Origin of the sequence: Pantoea sp. EKM20T, from assembly GCF_011800485.1 — a bacterium.
GTDB lineage: Bacteria > Pseudomonadota > Gammaproteobacteria > Enterobacterales > Enterobacteriaceae > Pantoea > Pantoea agglomerans.
Window position 1 is genome coordinate 135,078 of the sequence record NZ_JAALFW010000006.1, and the last position, 15,524, is coordinate 150,601.

Here is a 15,524-nt window from a genome sequence, read left to right on the forward strand (position 1 = left end):
CTGACCGCTTAAACCGTCAAAGAAACAAAAGAAAAATAAATATCATAATGAGAAACGTATGTTTCTCACTGATTCTGTTTATAAAAGCAGGACGCGCGCCTGCCTTCTGCCTCTCCGCTGTCACAACGTGGCACAAAATCTGCTCAGGTACAGGTGACCTTCACCAATACCAGGGACCAGCATAATGAAAAAAATTGCACTGCTCATCACTGCGCTGCTTGCCGTCAGTGCGGCGCAGGCTGATACGCTCTCGGACATTAAGAGTGCCGGCAAAATCACTGTCGGTATCGACCCGACCTTTCCACCCTATGAATACAACAGTGACAAAGGTGAGGTCACCGGTTATAGCGTGGCCATCATGCGATCTTTTGCCGACGATCTGGGCGTGAAACTGGAGTTTCAGAAAACCGCCTTCAGCGGCATTCTTCCCGGTCTGATCTCCGGCTCTTTCAACGCGGAAGGATCTTCACTCAACGTCACCGCTGAGCGTGCGAAAAAAGTGCTGTTTACCGTGCCCTACAGCAAAACGGTTAACGGCGTCCTGATGCGTAAAAGCGACGCCGAAAAGTTCAGCAAACTCACTCTCTCTCCCGAGCGCCTGTCAGGGTTGCGTGGTGCAGTTAAGAGCGCCAGCGTGCCGGAACAGTTGCTGAAAAACTTCAATAACGAGCTGAAGAAAACAGGCAAACCGCCAATTACCATTATCAGTGTCGACACCCTGGATCAAACCGTGAGCACGCTGATGACGAAGCGTGCCGACTTTGTTCTGGATGATATTGCGGTGCTGGCCCCCATCGTGAAGAAGTATCCCGACAAAATCGCGCAGGCCGGCGAAGTGGGGCCTTCGCAGTGGATGGCCTGGGCCACGCGTAAAGAGGACCTTAGTCTGAACAAGGCACTCAGTAACCATATTCTGGCCATGCAGCAGAGCGGCAAACTTGGAGTGCTTCAGAAGCAGTATCTCGGCACCACCTTTACTGTGCCCGCCAGCAACTTTATTCCCATGGAGTAAGCGATGAGTCATCACTCTCTCTCGGTACCCGCCGGGCACGGCCGCACCTTTCAGGTTCGTAAAGGCCAGCGGATTATCATCATCGACAGCGAGGGGCAGCAGGCCGCTGACTTCGTTGCGGTGAATGCGGCTAATCATAATGAGAAGCTCTCGCCGGTGCATACCCGCCAGCATCTGCGCTCGCTTTTCTTCAAGCCAGGGGATGCACTCTGGTCCAGCGACAACCGCCCGCTGCTGCGCATCGTCTCCGACACCATTGGCATTCACGATGCCAATGTCCCCGCCTGCGATCGCACCCGTTTCAGCGTCGATTTCGGCATAGAGGGCCATCGCAACTGTGTCGATAATCTGCTGGAAGGCATGAAGGCGCACGGCATCACCTATTACTCATTACCGGAACCGTTCAACCTGTTTCAGAACGGCCCGGTGACCGCCGACGGACGCATGGAGGTCACCGATCCACACAGTCGGGCCGGTGACCGGATCGTGTTCGAGGCGCTGTGCGATCTCATCTGCGCCGTCTCCTCCTGTCCACAGGACATCATTCCCGGCAACGGCCTGCAGGTCACGCCGATCGCCATTGAGATCCATGACGACGAGCCTGCGGAGGTCAACCATGCTGCTTATGCGTGAAGGTTTTACGGAAGAGGTGCCGCGTCCGGTTGCCGCTCCGCTCACCGTCGCAGCGGGTGATGTCGGCGCAATTCAGGTGCTGCGCGGCCAGCTGCTACGCATCAGTGCGCTGGCGCCGGGCGCGGTGGCGTCGCTTTTCGGGTTCAGCCTTTTGGATCCGGCGGTATGGCTCTCGGTTCACCACACCCGCGTCTTTAGCAACAGCTATCTGCTCGGCTCCGGCATGCGCCTGGTTAACAATCGCCGCCGTCCGATGATGGTGCTGGGCAAAGATAGCGTAAAACGTCACGACCTGCTGCTTCCCGCTTCGACGCGCGACTTCCTCGCCTCCCGGGGTTATCAGGATGAGGGATGTGTCGAGGCGGTAAGTCTTGAGCTGTCACGTCTCGGCATCCGGGTGCCGAAGCTGCCCGATCCTATCAATCTCTTCATGCACGTCAGACTCACGCAGGCGGGCGAGATCCTGCCTGAACCCAATCTGACCCGCGCGGGCGACGCGGTTACCTGCCGCGTCACCATGGATATGCAGTTTGTCGTTTCCGCCTGCAATACCGGAATTGAGGGTAATGACCAGCCTGCGCCGCTTCGCCTTGCTGTTGCGGAAAATCTGTCCGATTTTAACAGGGAGTAGCCGGTGATGGGGCTGAACGAACAGGTCGTCAGCGCCCTGCCCGAACTGGGACATGGCCTGCTGATGACGCTCTCTCTCACTGTGCTGGCGGCGCTGCTTAGCCTGGTGTTGGGCCAGCTCGGCTGCTTTCTTCAGCTGCGACGCTTCTGGTTGTGGCGCGGTGCAGGACGTCTCTACGTCAGCCTGATGCGCGGCACCCCCGCCATCGTGCAGCTGTTTGTAGTCTTTTTCACCCTGCCACGCCTTGGTCTTGGCGGACACCCCATGCTGGCGGCGGTGGTCGCCATTGGCTTAAATAGTGGCGCTTACGTGGCGGAGATTTTGCGCGTGAATCAGGGTCTGGTGACACGCGGTCAGCGCGAAGCTGCACGCACGCTGGGACTGAGCCGGTGGCTGACCTGGTGGTACGTCATTAATCCACAGGTCGTGCGCGCCAGCCTGCCGATGCTGGTGAGCGAATTTACCATTCTGCTCAAGACCACGCCGCTGGCATCGGTGGTGGCGCTCACCGAACTGACCTATGCCGGACAGATCGTGATCGCCCGCACCTATGAGGCAACACAGGTATTACTGCTGGTGGCTGCGGGCTATCTGTTGATTGCGCTGCCGCTGATGCGCATCGTGCATCAACTCGAACGCAGAGGGAAACGCACATGATGGACTGGCAGGCGATTCTTACGGCGCTGCCGTCACTCGGCGAAGGAATGGCAGTGACGTTGCAACTCTGCGCCGTCGCGGCCCTCTGTTCGTTACTGTGGGGCGTCATCATGGCGGTCGGGATGCTGCGCGCGCCCGCTTTCTGGCGAAAGCTGCTGCGTTTATACAGTGCGCTGACCCAGGCGCTGCCGCTGCTGGTGGTGATCTACCTGCTCTATTTCGTGTTGCCAGAATATAACCTCACTTTCAGCTCGTCTCAGGCAGGCGTGCTCGCGCTGACGCTCTACTACGCCCCCTACGTTGCCCAGGTCATATGCAGCGCGATCAAGACGCTGCCGCGCGGTCAGTGGGAAGCGAGCCGCGTACTGGGGCTGAGCCGGATGGAGCAGTTGCGTGACGTGGCACTGCCACAAACGCTGCCACAAATGCTCTCACCGCTGGTTGGGCTGCTGATCGGTCTGATCAAGGACTCCGCGTTGCTCTCTATCGTCTCAGTACAGGAGTTTATGTACGCGGCCAAAGAAGCGATCTCCGCCACCTATGCTCCGCTGGAGATCTACCTCACCGTTGCGCTCTGCTATTGGGTACTCAACAGCCTGCTCGACTGGCTGACACGCCGTATTGAATTTCGTATGACGCGCTACCGTCGCACTCTGCCACATTGATCAGGAGAATAGTATGTCAGTTGAATATCAGCAGCGCGATGCGCTGCTAGTCCCCGCACGTCACGGTAAAGCCGTATTACTGCGCAAGGGCGAAGCCGTGCAGGTCATCAATCTGCACGGCACACAGGTGGTGGATTGCTGGGCGTATAACGCAACCGACCTGACTGAATATATGTCGATGGAGGCATCACGGGTCTGGAACCAGCGCCTTAATCCCCGGGTGGGCGACAGTTTTATCACCAGCCAGCGCCATCCCATTCTGACACTGGTAGCGGATACCTCGCCGGGCGTACACGACACCTTTATGGCAGCCTGCGATGCACGCCGCTATGAACTGCTGGGCTGTACCGAACCGCACCGCAACTGCCATGACAATCTGTTTGAGGGAATGGCGGCGCTGGGCGTGAAGCTGCCGCACGGCAATCTGGCGTCGTTTAATATTTTTATGAATATTCAGGTGCAGCCAGACGGCATAACGCTAAAAACGCTACCGGTGGTGACGCGTCCGGGGGATTACATCATTCTTCGCGCGGAAATGGATTGCTATGTGGCTTTTTCCGCCTGCCCACAGGATATCGTCAGCATTCAGGGTGCGGGCGATAATACCCCGCGCGATGCGGAGCTGCGTATTCTTACCGGTGGTTTTCCTCAGCCCCCGCTGGCAGGGCCGTGGGTACCAGCCTGACTGGAATGCGTTGCCCGCCGCGAGCCGGGCAACGTTTATATCTATCCCAGCACCTTTCTGACGCAGGCTTTGAAGATCTGCACACCAATCTCCAGCGAGTCGAGATCAAAATGCATGTCGGGATGATGCAATCCGGGCGTCAGGTTGGTGCCCAGCCCCCAGAAGCCCGCTTTTACACCCGGACGCTTCACCGGATAGTAGAAAAAGTCCTCGCTGCCTGGCGTGGTCCGGGTTGACAGCGCGCCCTCTTCGCCCAGCACCTCGACGATCGCGGCGCGGATCACCGCCGTCGCCTCATCATCAATCTCGGCGGCGGGCATCTCTTTTAATACGCGGACCTCGGCGCTGGCACCCAGTGCCGCCACGCTGTGAGTAATGGCGCGCGTGACCTGCTCTTTCAGCAGCGTCATCGGCCCGTTCTCCTGCGAACGCAGATCCCAGACTACGCGGGCTTCATCCGGCACCGAGTTGGTGACACCGGCGTCGCACAGGAAGCGGGTCGCTTTGACGCTCCAGGTCAGGCCGGGCGAGAGGTGGATGGCGTTGACCGCCTGAACCGCCTGTACGGCAGCATCCAGCGCATTCACCCCCAGGTGCGGACGCGCCGCATGGGCGGGCTGGCCTTTGATGGTCGCTTCCAGCGTGCTGCAGGCTGAGTAGAGCACCGCAGGCACCGCCTGTCCGACCACGCACTCCTCCAGCGGACGCAGATGGAACCCCAGAATTATCTCCACATCATCCAGTGCGCCACCTTCGATCATTGAGAGCGCACCGGCGCCCAGCTCCTCGGCGGGCTGGAACAGGATCTTCAGCCGGCCACGTTTCACCGCGCCCTCCTGCAGCAGAGCCGTCGCCGCCGTCAGCACGACCGAAGAGTGACCGTCGTGACCGCAGGTGTGGCGCGCACACGGCACGCCATCAATGATGTGCCCCAGCGCATCCATGTCCGCGCGCAGTGCCAGCACCGGACCCGGCACACCGCTGTCGATCTCGGCCACAATGCCGGTGGTGTTATTGATATTGCGCGTCACCTTCAGGCCCGCTTTCTCCAGCTGATCGGCGATGTAGGCCGAGGTTTTCACCTCCTGAAAACCCAGCTCCGGAATTTCGTGTAAATAGTGGTAATGCTCTAATACCTCAGACACAGCGTTACTCCTGAATAAACAGACGCATAACAGACATTGCGATCAGCGCGTTGATGATGCTCACCAGCATCAGCAGCGGCCAGTATTTTTTTGGCACATCGGCCACGCCCAGCAGCCGTCCCATATATTGCAGCTGCGATCCCATCAGGAAAATCGCCGGGGCCAGAATCGTGATATCCGCCCCGGTCAGCAGCCCTTTGGTCAGCAGACTCACCGCTACGCCGGTACCCGCCGACGATGAGAGCCAGGCGGTGAGCAGCACCGTAATTGCCTCACCCGGCAGCCCGAACAGCCCCATCACTGGCGCAAAAACGTGCCCGAGAAACTGCATGATGCCGAGCAGATTGAGCACTTCTGCCAGCACATAGGCCATCACCACATTTGGCATCAGGTTGTGAATGGCGATGTGAAAGCCTTTACGCGCGCCGGTCACAAACACATCAAAGGGATTACTGCTGGTCGTGATTTTATTTTCCATCGGCGAAATCCTTCTTATAAACACTGTTTAACACAGCGCGCGTTATCGCCGCACCGACAAATTTCAGCACGAACATTAATAACAGCGGAATAATAATCGGCAGCGTCATTGAGGCGAATAGCGCGGAGCCGATGGCGAAATAATTATTGATTAAGCCGGCACCGGAATATTGCCAGGCACTCATCACCACCACTTCTTTTTTACCGATCTGATTCTGGTCGGCCATCTCTTTGGTTAATGCCGCGCCCGCGTCGGTACTTTGCAGGTCGGTGATTAACGCCAGACCGCAATGGCCCGGCAGCCCCATTAGCGGCTTAAGCAGTGGCGTCAGCAACCGATGCGCCGCGCGAATCGCGCCGTAGTGGGTGAAGATTTCCAGCACGCCCAGCGCCAGCATCACCGTGGGCGTCAGCGACAGCGCAAACAGGAAACCCGCTTTGGCACTGAGCCCGCCTGCGCCAAGAAAGGTGTTACTGGCGGGATCTTTCATGGTGCCAAAGCTGCCGCCCAGCGTGGTGAAGTCAAAGGCGCCCAGCCATGAAAGACCCTCGACGTTATAAAACAGTCCTGAGAAAAACAGGATGGCAAAAATTAACGCGACATAACTGCCTCTGGTCGCCGTCATTTTTACCGGACTTATCACACTCTCATCTGACATTATTTTCTCCTGATAACCTGGCTTGCCGCCTGTTCCCTGCCGTGGCAAGTTTCAATATATGGAACTGAGTTCTAAGCATGATTTATGCCAGAGCCGATCGGCGCGCGATGATTAATGGCCCTGCTGTCACCACCGGGCGTTTAATCCACGCCATACCTGTTATGGCTCATCGAAATATCTTTTTCTGACGGCAACGTGATATTTCCGGCGCGTCATCAGATGACCGCTATTTCTCCAGCTTCAGCGGCGATTGCACCAGCAGGATAGCGACCGGGCGCACTATCATGGTGCTGAAAAACTGATTTTGTTGCCCGATAAGGAGTGATGCAGAATGAGAATCGCTCGCATTCAATTTGTGAAATAATTCTATTTAAATCAATCAGATAAATTGGCTGCTTTTGCGGAAAAGCCTTCGCTTTACTAACATATTTGATGCATAATTCACCGACTATACCTGTTTATTTAACATCATCTTAAAAGGACTCGGCCATGCTGACTGCTGAAATGACTGGGCGTTTAAACGACCAGCTGAACCTGGAATTTTTCTCTGCCAATCTTTATCTGCAAATGAGCGCCTGGTGCAGCGACAAAGGCTTTGAGGGTGCCGCTTCCTTCCTGAAGATGCATTCACGCGAAGAGATGCAGCATATGCAGCGTCTGTTTGATTACCTGAGCGATACCGGCGGCATGCCGGTGCTGGGTACCATCGCTGCGCCGCCAGTCTCTTTCACTTCACTGAATGAAATTCTGCAGCAGGCGCTGGAGCATGAGCAGCTGATCACCAGCAAAATCAATGAACTGGCCCATGCTGCCATGACCTCACAGGATTACTCTACCTTCAACTTCCTGCAGTGGTATGTTGCCGAGCAGCATGAAGAAGAGAAGCTGTTCAAAACCGTGCTGGATAAACTGGCGCTTGTCAGCAACAGCGGCAACGGTCTGTTCCTGGTCGATAAAGATCTGGGCCGCATGAGCACCGAGAACCACGCAGAATAATGTTTATCGGCCCCTTTTCGGGGCCGATCTTATTGCCGTCTTGCTGACACCACTGCACCGCTATTCCAGCCGGTAACTCGCGGCTTTCCCGCCATTCACCCACAGTTCACGGCTTTCACCCGCAGGCAGTAACAGCGCGATCTCCCGCCAGGCTGGCTGGTAATCTCCACGTTTTTCCACCGTCAGATCGATACGCGTGGCGCTGCTGCAGAGCGTCCAGCGAAGCCATAGCGCATTACCCTGCTGCCAGCCGTGGCTCTCGCCATCGTCATCAAACATTTCGCCTTGAGTCTGCACGCCTTCGGGGGCAGGCCATAGCTGCCATTGCCGCACCGTATCACGCCGCGCATCGGTGGTGCTTTCGCACTCGCCCAGCGGGATCACCGCACCGGCCCGCACCAGCAGCGGCAGCCGATCCAGCGGCGCATCCAGCGTGATGGTCTCGCCGCCCGCAAACGCCTTGCCGCTGTGCCAGTCATACCAGCCGCCGCGGTTACGGGGCAGATAGACTTCACGACTGCGCGCGCCCTGCTCCACTACGCTGGCGACCAGCAGATCGCGCCCCAGCATAAAGTCATCACACTCCTGATAGGTCAGCGGATCCTGCTCGTGATCGAGGAAGGTCGGGCGCAGCATCGGCTCATCTTCCACGCTGGCCTGCCACGCCAGGTTATAGAGGTAGGGCATCAGGCGATAGCGCAGCCGGATCGCCTCGCGGATCATCGGTGTGACTTCCGGGTACATCCAGGGCTCGTTTACCGTGTGATCGTCATTCCAGGAGTGGATAGTAAAGCGCGGGTGCATAACGCCATTCTGAACCCAGCGCACAAACAGCTCGGCATCCGGCTTATCGCCCGAGAAGCCGCCGACATCGTGCCCGACGTTAAACAGCCCGGAGAGGCTCATCCCCAGTCCCATGCGGATGTTGTAGCGCAGGGTTTGCCAGCTGGTGCGGTTATCGCCGCTCCAGGTCTGTACATAGCGCTGCATCCCGGCGCAGCCGGAACGGGAGATCAGATAAGGGCGTTTGTCCGGTGCAAACTGCTGCTGGGCTTCCATTGAGGCGCGCATCATCAGCAACGGCATTACCGGCCGGATATGCTTGATGGCGATCGGCTGACCAAAACCGTGACAGCGCGCTTCGCCATCCCACACCTCATATTCGTTGTTGTCATTCCAGGTGGAATCGATGCCCTTTTCCAGCAGCTGCCGGGTGACATTCTCCTGCCACCAGCGCACCGCCTGCGGATGAGTGAAGTCGAGGTGCGATCCCTCATCGTCCCAGAACACCGACCGCTCAGGACGATCCTGCTCAGAGTCACGAATAAATAGCCCCTGCGCGGCCACTTCCTGATAGCGCGGATGATCCTGTAGCAGGCAGGGTTTGATGTTGGCTGCCAGCTTCATTCCGGCAGTATGAAACGCGTCGCTCAGCGCATTGGGATTCGGGACTTTGTCGTAGTTCCAGTTGAAGACGTAGCGCTTGTTGTTAATCGAGGTGTAACCCGATGAGAGCTGGAACGAGTCGCAGGGAATTTCATGCTCGCGACACAGACGGATAAAGGATTGCAGCTGCTGTTGTGCGTCGGGCGCGTCGGTGTAGTGCATGGTGGACCCGCTGTAGCCCAGGCTCCACTTCGGCTGAAACAGGGTGCGACCGGTCAGACGAACAAAGGCTTTGGTGACATCGAGCAGCGTCGGGCCCAGCATCATGTAGTAATCGAGATCGCCCGCTTCGGCGCGGTAACGGCGATAAGGGAGATGGTAGTTATCCAGCTCATTCCCCAGATCGAGCCAGCTGCTGCTCAGGTTGTCATAAAACAGGCCAAAACTGACGCCATCGCGCTGCGTCAGGGTAAACGGAATATGTTTATAGAGCGGATCGGTGCTGGCGGCGTTGTAGCCCATGGCGTCCAGATTACGCATCTCAAAACGGCGGTTAACGCGGTTCAGGTCGCCGCTCTTCTCGCCCAGGCCATAAACCCGATCCTGCGGCTGGCGACGCTGATAGTGCTCGACTCCATCACCGTGCGCATTGAGCAGATAGGCACCGGTGTGACGGTCGGCGGCCAGCGGCTGCCAGCTCTCACCATCAAACTGCTCCCAGCTCAGGCAGAGCGGCTGATGCACCGTGACACGCAGCCGTTGCGTGCTGATGCGCAACTGCTGCGCATCGTGTTCAACCTTAAATGCCGGCAGCGTAAAGCCATCCAGCGCCTCACGATCCCGCCCCTGCCAGGGCACGTCGTTGACAGGCGCAATGCTCCAGGTGCGGTTCAGCGCCAGCTCACCGTCGCGCTTCAGCAGCACGCGCATCAGCTTATCCTCCAGCACGTAAAGCCGCAGGAAGTGACGATCTTCGACCTTGAGTTCAACAAAGTGATCGGCCTGCTGATGCAGCGTCCAGTTCTTCAGGGTTTTCATCACGATATCCTTATGGGTTAGCAGGGCGCTGGCGGCGTTCGGCGACCAGCATCACCAGGAAAACGGCACCAATCAGGTCAAAGAAGCCCATCGCCACAAACAGCGGATTGAAGCCGATGGTATCGGCGGTGACGCCGATAATCAGCGAGAAGATAAAGCTGGCGATCCAGGCGCAGGAGCCGCGCATGCCGTTGACCGTGGCCATCTGGCGGCGATCAAAACGCTCCACCACCAGCGCGCTCAGCATGCAGGAGATCACCTGATGGCCGAAGCCACCGACGGAGATCAGGGCGATCGCCAGCCAGGGATCTTTTACCAGCGTCATCAGCGCCAGGGAGACCATTAGCAGTGCGCCGGTCACCGAACTGGCGACAATCGAATTCACACGGGTGAGACCAAACCAGCGCACATAGATTTTGGTCAGATAGCCGCTGGCGACGCTGCCGAGGTCGGCGGCCAGAAACGGCAGCCAGGCAAACATCACGATCTGCTTGAGATCCATGCCGCGCTCATTGGCCAGATAGAGCGGCACCCAGAAGCTCAGGACCGCCCAGGCCGGTTCGGCCAGAAAAGCCGGGATGGCGATGCCGTAGAATTTCTTCTCTTTACCAATCACTTTCAGCGCGGTGAAGAACGGCAGTTTTTCCCCGATCGCTTCGTTGTCCTGATTAATAAAGGCCCGCTCTTCATCAGAGAGACGAGGATGACTCTCAGGCGAGTGATAGCCCCACCACCAGAGTGCAACCCACAGCAGGCCCAGCCCGCCGGTGAGCAGAAAGGCGCCCTGCCAGCCAAACGTTATGTGCGCGACATAAATAATCGGTGGTGCCAGCATGGCACCAATCGAAAAGCCGACGCCCGCCCAGCCCGCCGCGACCGGACGCTCCTTTTTCGGAAACCAGTCACCGATCGCTTTGGCGTTCGCGGGCGTTGCCGCCGCCTCAGAGGCGCCCATGACAAAGCGCAGCAATGCCAGATGCAGCCAGCTTCCTGCGCCGGCGTGCAGCAGACAGGTCACCGACCAGATCAGCGCACAGATCAGGAAGCCCATCTTCAATCCGATCACATCGATCAGCCAGCCGCAGATTGGCTGAAACAGGGTATAGGCCAGCTGAAACGCCGCCACCACCCAGGAGTACTGTTCGGTCGTCATGTGAAGACTGTTTTTAAGTTCCGGTGCCAGAATGCCGAGCGAGTTGCGGGTGATGTAGTTGACGGTTACACCCAGCAGGAACATTCCCAGCATCCACCAGCGTAAATTTTTAATCACGCGCACCGTGCGGGATGCACTGATGGGTTTGGTTGTTGATTCGAGGCTCATTGTGCCACTCCTGATTGCCATTGATGACGCACACCGCCTGCTGGCGTACCGCGTGTCCTGTAACGAACTTAGAAAAGTGCGAAACGTGGGTACAGACACTTTTTTGCAACGCTTTTCATGGCAGGCTGAATCCCGGCAGAAAATGGCACTGAAACGCATATCTGACGCGATTCAGCAGGTTATGAAAAATTTTTCATCAGCAGATTTGAAGGCGATCACAGAATGAAACAAAGGCTGAAAGTAAGCGAGATTGCGGCACTCAGCGGCGTCTCCATCAGTACGGTGTCGCGGGTGCTGGCGGGTAAAGCCAATACCCGGCCCGCCACCCGTGACAAAGTGCTGGTCGTGGCGCAGCAGCAGGGCGTCCTTAACAATCTGCACAGTGGTCGCCTGCTGCTGAATAACCTGATGGTCTTTGCCCCGCCGCGCGCCTTTGATGTACGCAGTGACATCTTCTACTACAAAGTGATTCAGGGGATCAGCCAGGCGGTAGAGCCGCATGAGGTGCGGCTGCGCTACTGCCCGCTGGAGGAGGTGGAAAGTGATGCGGCGCTGTTTATCGATAAGATGCAGCAGACCGAAGCGGCACTGCTGATCGGCATTGATGATGAGCATATTCATCAGCTGGCGGCGGAGATGAACAAACCCTGCGTGCTGATTAACGCCCGCGATCGCCGAATGCGCCTGCCTTCGGTCTCGCCCCATCATCAGCTGATTGGTGAATTCTCAGCGCGCTACCTGTTTGAGCAAGGACACCGGCAGATCCTGTCGCTGCATTGCTTACGCCGCTACACCATGGAGCAGCGATTGCAGGGGGTGCGCGACGCCTGGCATGCCATGAACCTGCGGTTTGACAGCCGCCAGCATCTGCTGACCCTGAACAGCTTCAGCAGCAATGAAGCGGCGGAGCGGCTGAGTGAATATCTGCGCCACTGCCCTGATGCGCTTCGCCCGACCGCGATTCTCGCCAGCGGTGATTACATTGCGGCGGGCGCCGTCACTGCGCTGGAGCAGGCCGGTCTGCGGGTGCCGCAGGATATTTCGGTGATGAGTATGGATGGCTTTAACCTGGCCGCTATCCACGATATTCCGCTGACCTCGGTGCAGGTGCCACGTGATGAGCTGGGCGCAGCGGCAGTGAGAATGTTGCAGGAGATGCGACTGAATCCCGGCACACCCACCGGCAGCCTGCTGCTGAATGGCAGGCTGGTGGTGCGCGAGTCGGTGCGGCGCATTCGCGATAATCTCAGCCATGCACCGGTCCAGCAGCATGGCCTCTATGATTAACACGGTATGGATTAACCCGGCGCGGATTAACCCAGCGTTTTCAGCCGCAGTTCCGACGGCTGAGGCCGTCCGAACAGGAAGCCCTGGAACAGGGTACAGCCCTCATCGCGCAGCTTAGCGAACTGCTCATCACTCTCCACCCCTTCGGCAGTAATCTGGATATCCAGACTGCGACTCATACCGGTGATGGCGCGGATAATCGCCAGCGCCTCGCGGCTGTCACCCATATCATTGATAAAGGATTTGTCGATTTTGATTTTGTCGAACGGGAAAGATCGCAGATAGCTCAGCGACGAATAGCCGGTACCGAAATCATCCAGCGCAATCTGCACGCCCAGCGCCTTGAGATTTTGCAGAGTACGGATATTACCCAGCGAATCATCCAGCAGCACCGATTCGGTGATCTCAACCTCCAGCCGCGCCGGATCGAGACCCGACTCTTTCAGCGCGCCTTCCACCACCGGTACCAGCGAGCTGTTTTTAAACTGCAGCGGTGAGAGGTTGACCGAGACCGACTGCTCCCCTTCCCAGCTCGCCGCTTCGCGACAGGCTTCATAGAGTGCAAACGCCCCCAGCATATGAATCAGGCCGGTCTCTTCAGCGATCGGGATGAAGTCGTTGGGCATGATCAGCCCACGAATCGGATGATGCCAGCGCATCAGCGCCTCATAGCCAATGATGGTACGGTTATCACCGTTGGTGATGGGCTGATAGTAGAGCCGCAGATGCCCGCCGCTAATCGCATCGCGCAGATCGTTTTCAATCAGGCGTCGACTGCGCGCCACATCGTCCATCTCCAGCGTGAAATGCTCATAACGGTTGCGACCGTTACGTTTGGCTTCATAAAGCGCCATGTCCGCACAGCGCAGCAGCTGCTCCGGCGTATTGGTAATGGTGGTGCTGAGCGCAATACCCACGCTGAGCCCGACCGACAGATTATGGCCTTCAACGTTGACCGGCGGGCGAATCGCCTCAATCAGGCGCTGCGCCACAATGCTCGCCTCTTCATTACTGGCCACCGAAGGCAGCACGATGGCGAACTCATCGCCTCCGATACGCGCCAGAGTATCCTGGTCACGCAGCGCGTTACGCAGACGCTTAGCCACACTGCGCAGCAACTCGTCGCCAATCTGGTGGCCCAGCGCATCGTTCACATTTTTGAAGTTATCGAGATCAAGGCAGAGCGCGGCGGTCTGGCGCTGTATCTGACCGGCAGTGCGCAGGGCTTCACTCAGACGCTGGCGGAACAGAATGCGGTTCGGCAGGCTGGTGAGGTTGTCGTGGTGCGCCATATGGTGAATACGGGCATCAGCGGCGCGCTGGTCAGTGACATCTTCCACCAGCAGCATCAGGTAGTTACGTCGCGCATCCTGACCGTTAATCGCAGTGGCGCGGGTATGCAGAATGCGTTCGCCGCTGGCGGTCATCAGCAACTGCTCACGTTCATGCATGCCCTCACTGCGCAGCGCAACATCCGCCAGATTATTAAAGTAATCGCTGAGTTCGGGCGACATACATTCGTGCGGGCGCTTGTTGACGATCAGCGATTTCGACAGGCCAAACAGCTGCTGAGTGCGGTCGTTAACCAGCAGGATCTCGCGGGTGATCGCATCTTCAACAATCACGCAGGAGGGAATGTTGGCGATGATATTATCCAGGAATTTAGAGAGCGCGGTTTTCTGGGTGCTCTGGGCTTCAGCCAGATCCCTGGCGCGCAGCACCTGCTGCTCCTGCTCACGGCGTTCCGTGCGGTCGCGGGTGATCTTAGCGAAGCCGACCAGCTTGCCGTCATCATCGTGGATCGCGTCGATGACCACATGCGCCCAGAAGGCGCTGCCATCTTTGCGGTAGCGCCAGCCCTCATCTTCAAAACGGCCGGTCTTAAGCGCGATACCGAGATTCGCTTCCGGGATGCGATTCAGCCGCTCCTGGGAACTGTAAAACAGCGAGAAGTGCTGACCCACCACTTCATCCGCTTTGTACCCTTTGGCACGCTGCGCACCGGCATTCCAGTTCACCACCACGCCATCGACATCGAGCATATAGATGGCGTAATCGGTGACCCCTTCTACCAGCAGACGGAAACGCTGCTCCTGCTCCCGTTGCTGACTGCGGACGCGCTGCTGTTCGGTGCAGTCGCGGGTGATTTTAGCGTAGCCCAGCAGCTTACCCTGATCGTCGCGGATCGTGTCGATCACCACATGCGCCCAGAAGGCGCTGCCATCTTTGCGGTAGCGCCAGCCCTCATCTTCAAAGCGGCCGGTGCGATAAGCGGTTTGCAGGTTCTGCTCCGGGACACGGTTCAGGCGATCCTGGGCGCTGTAGAAGCGGGAAAAATGCTGGCCGACAATCTCTTCCGCCACATAGCCTTTGGCGCGCTGTGCCCCGGCATTCCAGTTCACCACGTTGCCGTCATGATCGAGCATATAGATAGCGTAATCGGTAACGCCCTCCACCAGCAGGCGGAAGCGCATCTCCTGCTCCCGCTCTTTGCGCTGCTGCTCCTGCTGCTGAGTGCAGTCGCGGGTAATACAGGCGTATCCCACCAGCAGACCGGCGTCATTGCGTATCGGGTCGATCGTCTCGTGTGCCCAGAAAGCACTGCCATCTTTGCGATAGCGCCAGCCTTCGCTTTCATGGTGTCCGGCAGTCGCAGCCATATCCAGCCCACGCTGCGGCAGGCCCCGGCGGCGATCTTCTTCGCTATACAACAGAGCGAAGCTACAGCCAATCATCTCGTCTGGCGTATAGCCTATCGTGCGCTGAGCACCCTGATTCCAGCTGCCGATGATACCGTCAGGTTTTAGCATAGTGATGGCGTAATCATTCACGCTTTGTACCAGCATGCGATAGATGACCTCAGAGTTATTATCCATTGTGATTAGCCTGCTGCTCTGTAGCCGGATGACGGCTTAGGAATGTTCTTAATAGC

General features: G+C 57.8%; 15 protein-coding genes. 9 read left to right on the top strand and 6 right to left on the bottom strand.

All coding sequences use genetic code 11. The annotated features are described in order from the left end of the window. Positions 1 to 184: 184 nt before the first annotated feature. The 6 genes from HFD94_RS12725 to HFD94_RS12750 are packed head-to-tail and all read left to right on the top strand — an operon-like array spanning position 185 to position 4,283. On the top strand, positions 185 to 1,012 hold the full coding sequence (locus HFD94_RS12725; RefSeq protein WP_167433183.1) for a transporter substrate-binding domain-containing protein: 828 nt from the start codon (positions 185 to 187) through the stop codon (positions 1,010 to 1,012). A 3-nt stretch (positions 1,013 to 1,015) separates the two neighbouring features. Next, positions 1,016 to 1,645: a DUF1989 domain-containing protein gene (locus HFD94_RS12730; protein WP_122889620.1), complete on the top strand. Its 630-nt coding sequence runs from the start codon at positions 1,016 to 1,018 to the stop codon at positions 1,643 to 1,645. Further along, entirely contained in the window at positions 1,629 to 2,276 is a 648-nt protein-coding gene (locus tag HFD94_RS12735; protein WP_122889619.1) for an urea carboxylase-associated family protein, read from the top strand. The genes HFD94_RS12730 and HFD94_RS12735 overlap by 17 nt, the downstream gene beginning before the upstream one ends. Positions 2,277 to 2,282: 6 nt before the next feature. After that, positions 2,283 to 2,933 carry an amino acid ABC transporter permease gene (locus tag HFD94_RS12740; protein ID WP_122889618.1) on the top strand — a complete coding sequence of 217 codons (651 nt, stop codon included), beginning with the start codon at positions 2,283 to 2,285 and terminating at the stop codon, positions 2,931 to 2,933. Further along, a complete protein-coding gene (locus HFD94_RS12745; protein WP_122889677.1) occupies positions 2,933 to 3,598 on the top strand; it encodes an amino acid ABC transporter permease in 666 nt (221 codons plus the stop codon). Before HFD94_RS12740 ends, HFD94_RS12745 begins: the two co-directional genes overlap by 1 nt. Positions 3,599 to 3,611: 13 nt before the next feature. After that, positions 3,612 to 4,283 carry a DUF1989 domain-containing protein gene (locus HFD94_RS12750; RefSeq protein WP_122889617.1) on the top strand — a complete coding sequence of 224 codons (672 nt, stop codon included), beginning with the start codon at positions 3,612 to 3,614 and terminating at the stop codon, positions 4,281 to 4,283. 41 nt (positions 4,284 to 4,324) lie between these two features. Here HFD94_RS12750 and HFD94_RS12755 read toward each other — a convergent pair whose 3' ends face one another. The 3 genes from HFD94_RS12755 to HFD94_RS12765 are packed head-to-tail and all read right to left on the bottom strand — an operon-like array spanning position 4,325 to position 6,564. Beyond that, complete coding sequence (locus tag HFD94_RS12755; RefSeq protein ID WP_167433184.1) at positions 4,325 to 5,428, bottom strand: M20 peptidase aminoacylase family protein; 1,104 nt, start codon at positions 5,426 to 5,428, stop codon at positions 4,325 to 4,327. A gap of 4 nt (positions 5,429 to 5,432) precedes the next feature. Continuing rightward, a complete protein-coding gene (locus HFD94_RS12760) occupies positions 5,433 to 5,906 on the bottom strand; it encodes a YjiG family protein (RefSeq protein WP_010248980.1) in 474 nt (157 codons plus the stop codon). Next, a complete protein-coding gene (locus HFD94_RS12765) occupies positions 5,896 to 6,564 on the bottom strand; it encodes a nucleoside recognition domain-containing protein (RefSeq protein ID WP_122889615.1) in 669 nt (222 codons plus the stop codon). Before HFD94_RS12765 ends, HFD94_RS12760 begins: the two co-directional genes overlap by 11 nt. A gap of 489 nt (positions 6,565 to 7,053) precedes the next feature. On the opposite strand from HFD94_RS12765, the gene ftnA reads away from it, so the two are divergent. Beyond that, positions 7,054 to 7,560 (top strand): non-heme ferritin, encoded by a 507-nt coding sequence (gene ftnA, locus HFD94_RS12770; RefSeq protein WP_010248984.1) that lies wholly within the window; start codon positions 7,054 to 7,056, stop codon positions 7,558 to 7,560. A gap of 60 nt (positions 7,561 to 7,620) precedes the next feature. Here the strand turns inward: ftnA and HFD94_RS12775 are convergent, their stop codons facing one another. After that, positions 7,621 to 9,984 carry a TIM-barrel domain-containing protein gene (locus HFD94_RS12775; protein WP_122889614.1) on the bottom strand — a complete coding sequence of 788 codons (2,364 nt, stop codon included), beginning with the start codon at positions 9,982 to 9,984 and terminating at the stop codon, positions 7,621 to 7,623. Positions 9,985 to 9,994: 10 nt separating this feature from the next. Next, on the bottom strand, positions 9,995 to 11,305 hold the full coding sequence (locus HFD94_RS12780) for an MFS transporter (RefSeq protein WP_010248988.1): 1,311 nt from the start codon (positions 11,303 to 11,305) through the stop codon (positions 9,995 to 9,997). Between HFD94_RS12780 and HFD94_RS12785 the strand changes: the two genes are divergently transcribed. Together HFD94_RS12785 and HFD94_RS12790 are read left to right on the top strand one after the other, a co-directional pair. Beyond that, on the top strand, positions 11,277 to 11,531 hold the full coding sequence (locus tag HFD94_RS12785; protein WP_122889613.1) for a hypothetical protein: 255 nt from the start codon (positions 11,277 to 11,279) through the stop codon (positions 11,529 to 11,531). The two genes, HFD94_RS12780 and HFD94_RS12785, sit on opposite strands and share 29 nt — an antisense overlap. Continuing rightward, complete coding sequence (locus HFD94_RS12790) at positions 11,528 to 12,592, top strand: LacI family DNA-binding transcriptional regulator (protein WP_159226986.1); 1,065 nt, start codon at positions 11,528 to 11,530, stop codon at positions 12,590 to 12,592. Before HFD94_RS12785 ends, HFD94_RS12790 begins: the two co-directional genes overlap by 4 nt. A gap of 26 nt (positions 12,593 to 12,618) precedes the next feature. On the opposite strand, the gene HFD94_RS12795 is transcribed toward HFD94_RS12790, so the two are convergent. Then, on the bottom strand, positions 12,619 to 15,468 hold the full coding sequence (locus HFD94_RS12795; RefSeq protein WP_010671103.1) for a bifunctional diguanylate cyclase/phosphodiesterase: 2,850 nt from the start codon (positions 15,466 to 15,468) through the stop codon (positions 12,619 to 12,621). Positions 15,469 to 15,524: the final 56 nt, after the last annotated feature.

Coding starts and splice junctions, on each gene's coding strand:
- HFD94_RS12725 (WP_167433183.1), top strand. CDS start 185: ATGAAAAAAATTGCACTGCTCATCACTGCGCTGCTTGCCGTCAGTGCG.
- HFD94_RS12730 (WP_122889620.1), top strand. CDS start 1,016: ATGAGTCATCACTCTCTCTCGGTACCCGCCGGGCACGGCCGCACCTTT.
- HFD94_RS12735 (WP_122889619.1), top strand. CDS start 1,629: ATGCTGCTTATGCGTGAAGGTTTTACGGAAGAGGTGCCGCGTCCGGTT.
- HFD94_RS12740 (WP_122889618.1), top strand. CDS start 2,283: ATGGGGCTGAACGAACAGGTCGTCAGCGCCCTGCCCGAACTGGGACAT.
- HFD94_RS12745 (WP_122889677.1), top strand. CDS start 2,933: ATGGACTGGCAGGCGATTCTTACGGCGCTGCCGTCACTCGGCGAAGGA.
- HFD94_RS12750 (WP_122889617.1), top strand. CDS start 3,612: ATGTCAGTTGAATATCAGCAGCGCGATGCGCTGCTAGTCCCCGCACGT.
- HFD94_RS12760 (WP_010248980.1), bottom strand. CDS start 5,906: ATGGAAAATAAAATCACGACCAGCAGTAATCCCTTTGATGTGTTTGTG.
- HFD94_RS12765 (WP_122889615.1), bottom strand. CDS start 6,564: ATGTCAGATGAGAGTGTGATAAGTCCGGTAAAAATGACGGCGACCAGA.
- ftnA (WP_010248984.1), top strand. CDS start 7,054: ATGCTGACTGCTGAAATGACTGGGCGTTTAAACGACCAGCTGAACCTG.
- HFD94_RS12775 (WP_122889614.1), bottom strand. CDS start 9,984: ATGAAAACCCTGAAGAACTGGACGCTGCATCAGCAGGCCGATCACTTT.
- HFD94_RS12785 (WP_122889613.1), top strand. CDS start 11,277: ATGGGTTTGGTTGTTGATTCGAGGCTCATTGTGCCACTCCTGATTGCC.
- HFD94_RS12780 (WP_010248988.1), bottom strand. CDS start 11,305: ATGAGCCTCGAATCAACAACCAAACCCATCAGTGCATCCCGCACGGTG.
- HFD94_RS12790 (WP_159226986.1), top strand. CDS start 11,528: ATGAAACAAAGGCTGAAAGTAAGCGAGATTGCGGCACTCAGCGGCGTC.
- HFD94_RS12795 (WP_010671103.1), bottom strand. CDS start 15,468: ATGGATAATAACTCTGAGGTCATCTATCGCATGCTGGTACAAAGCGTG.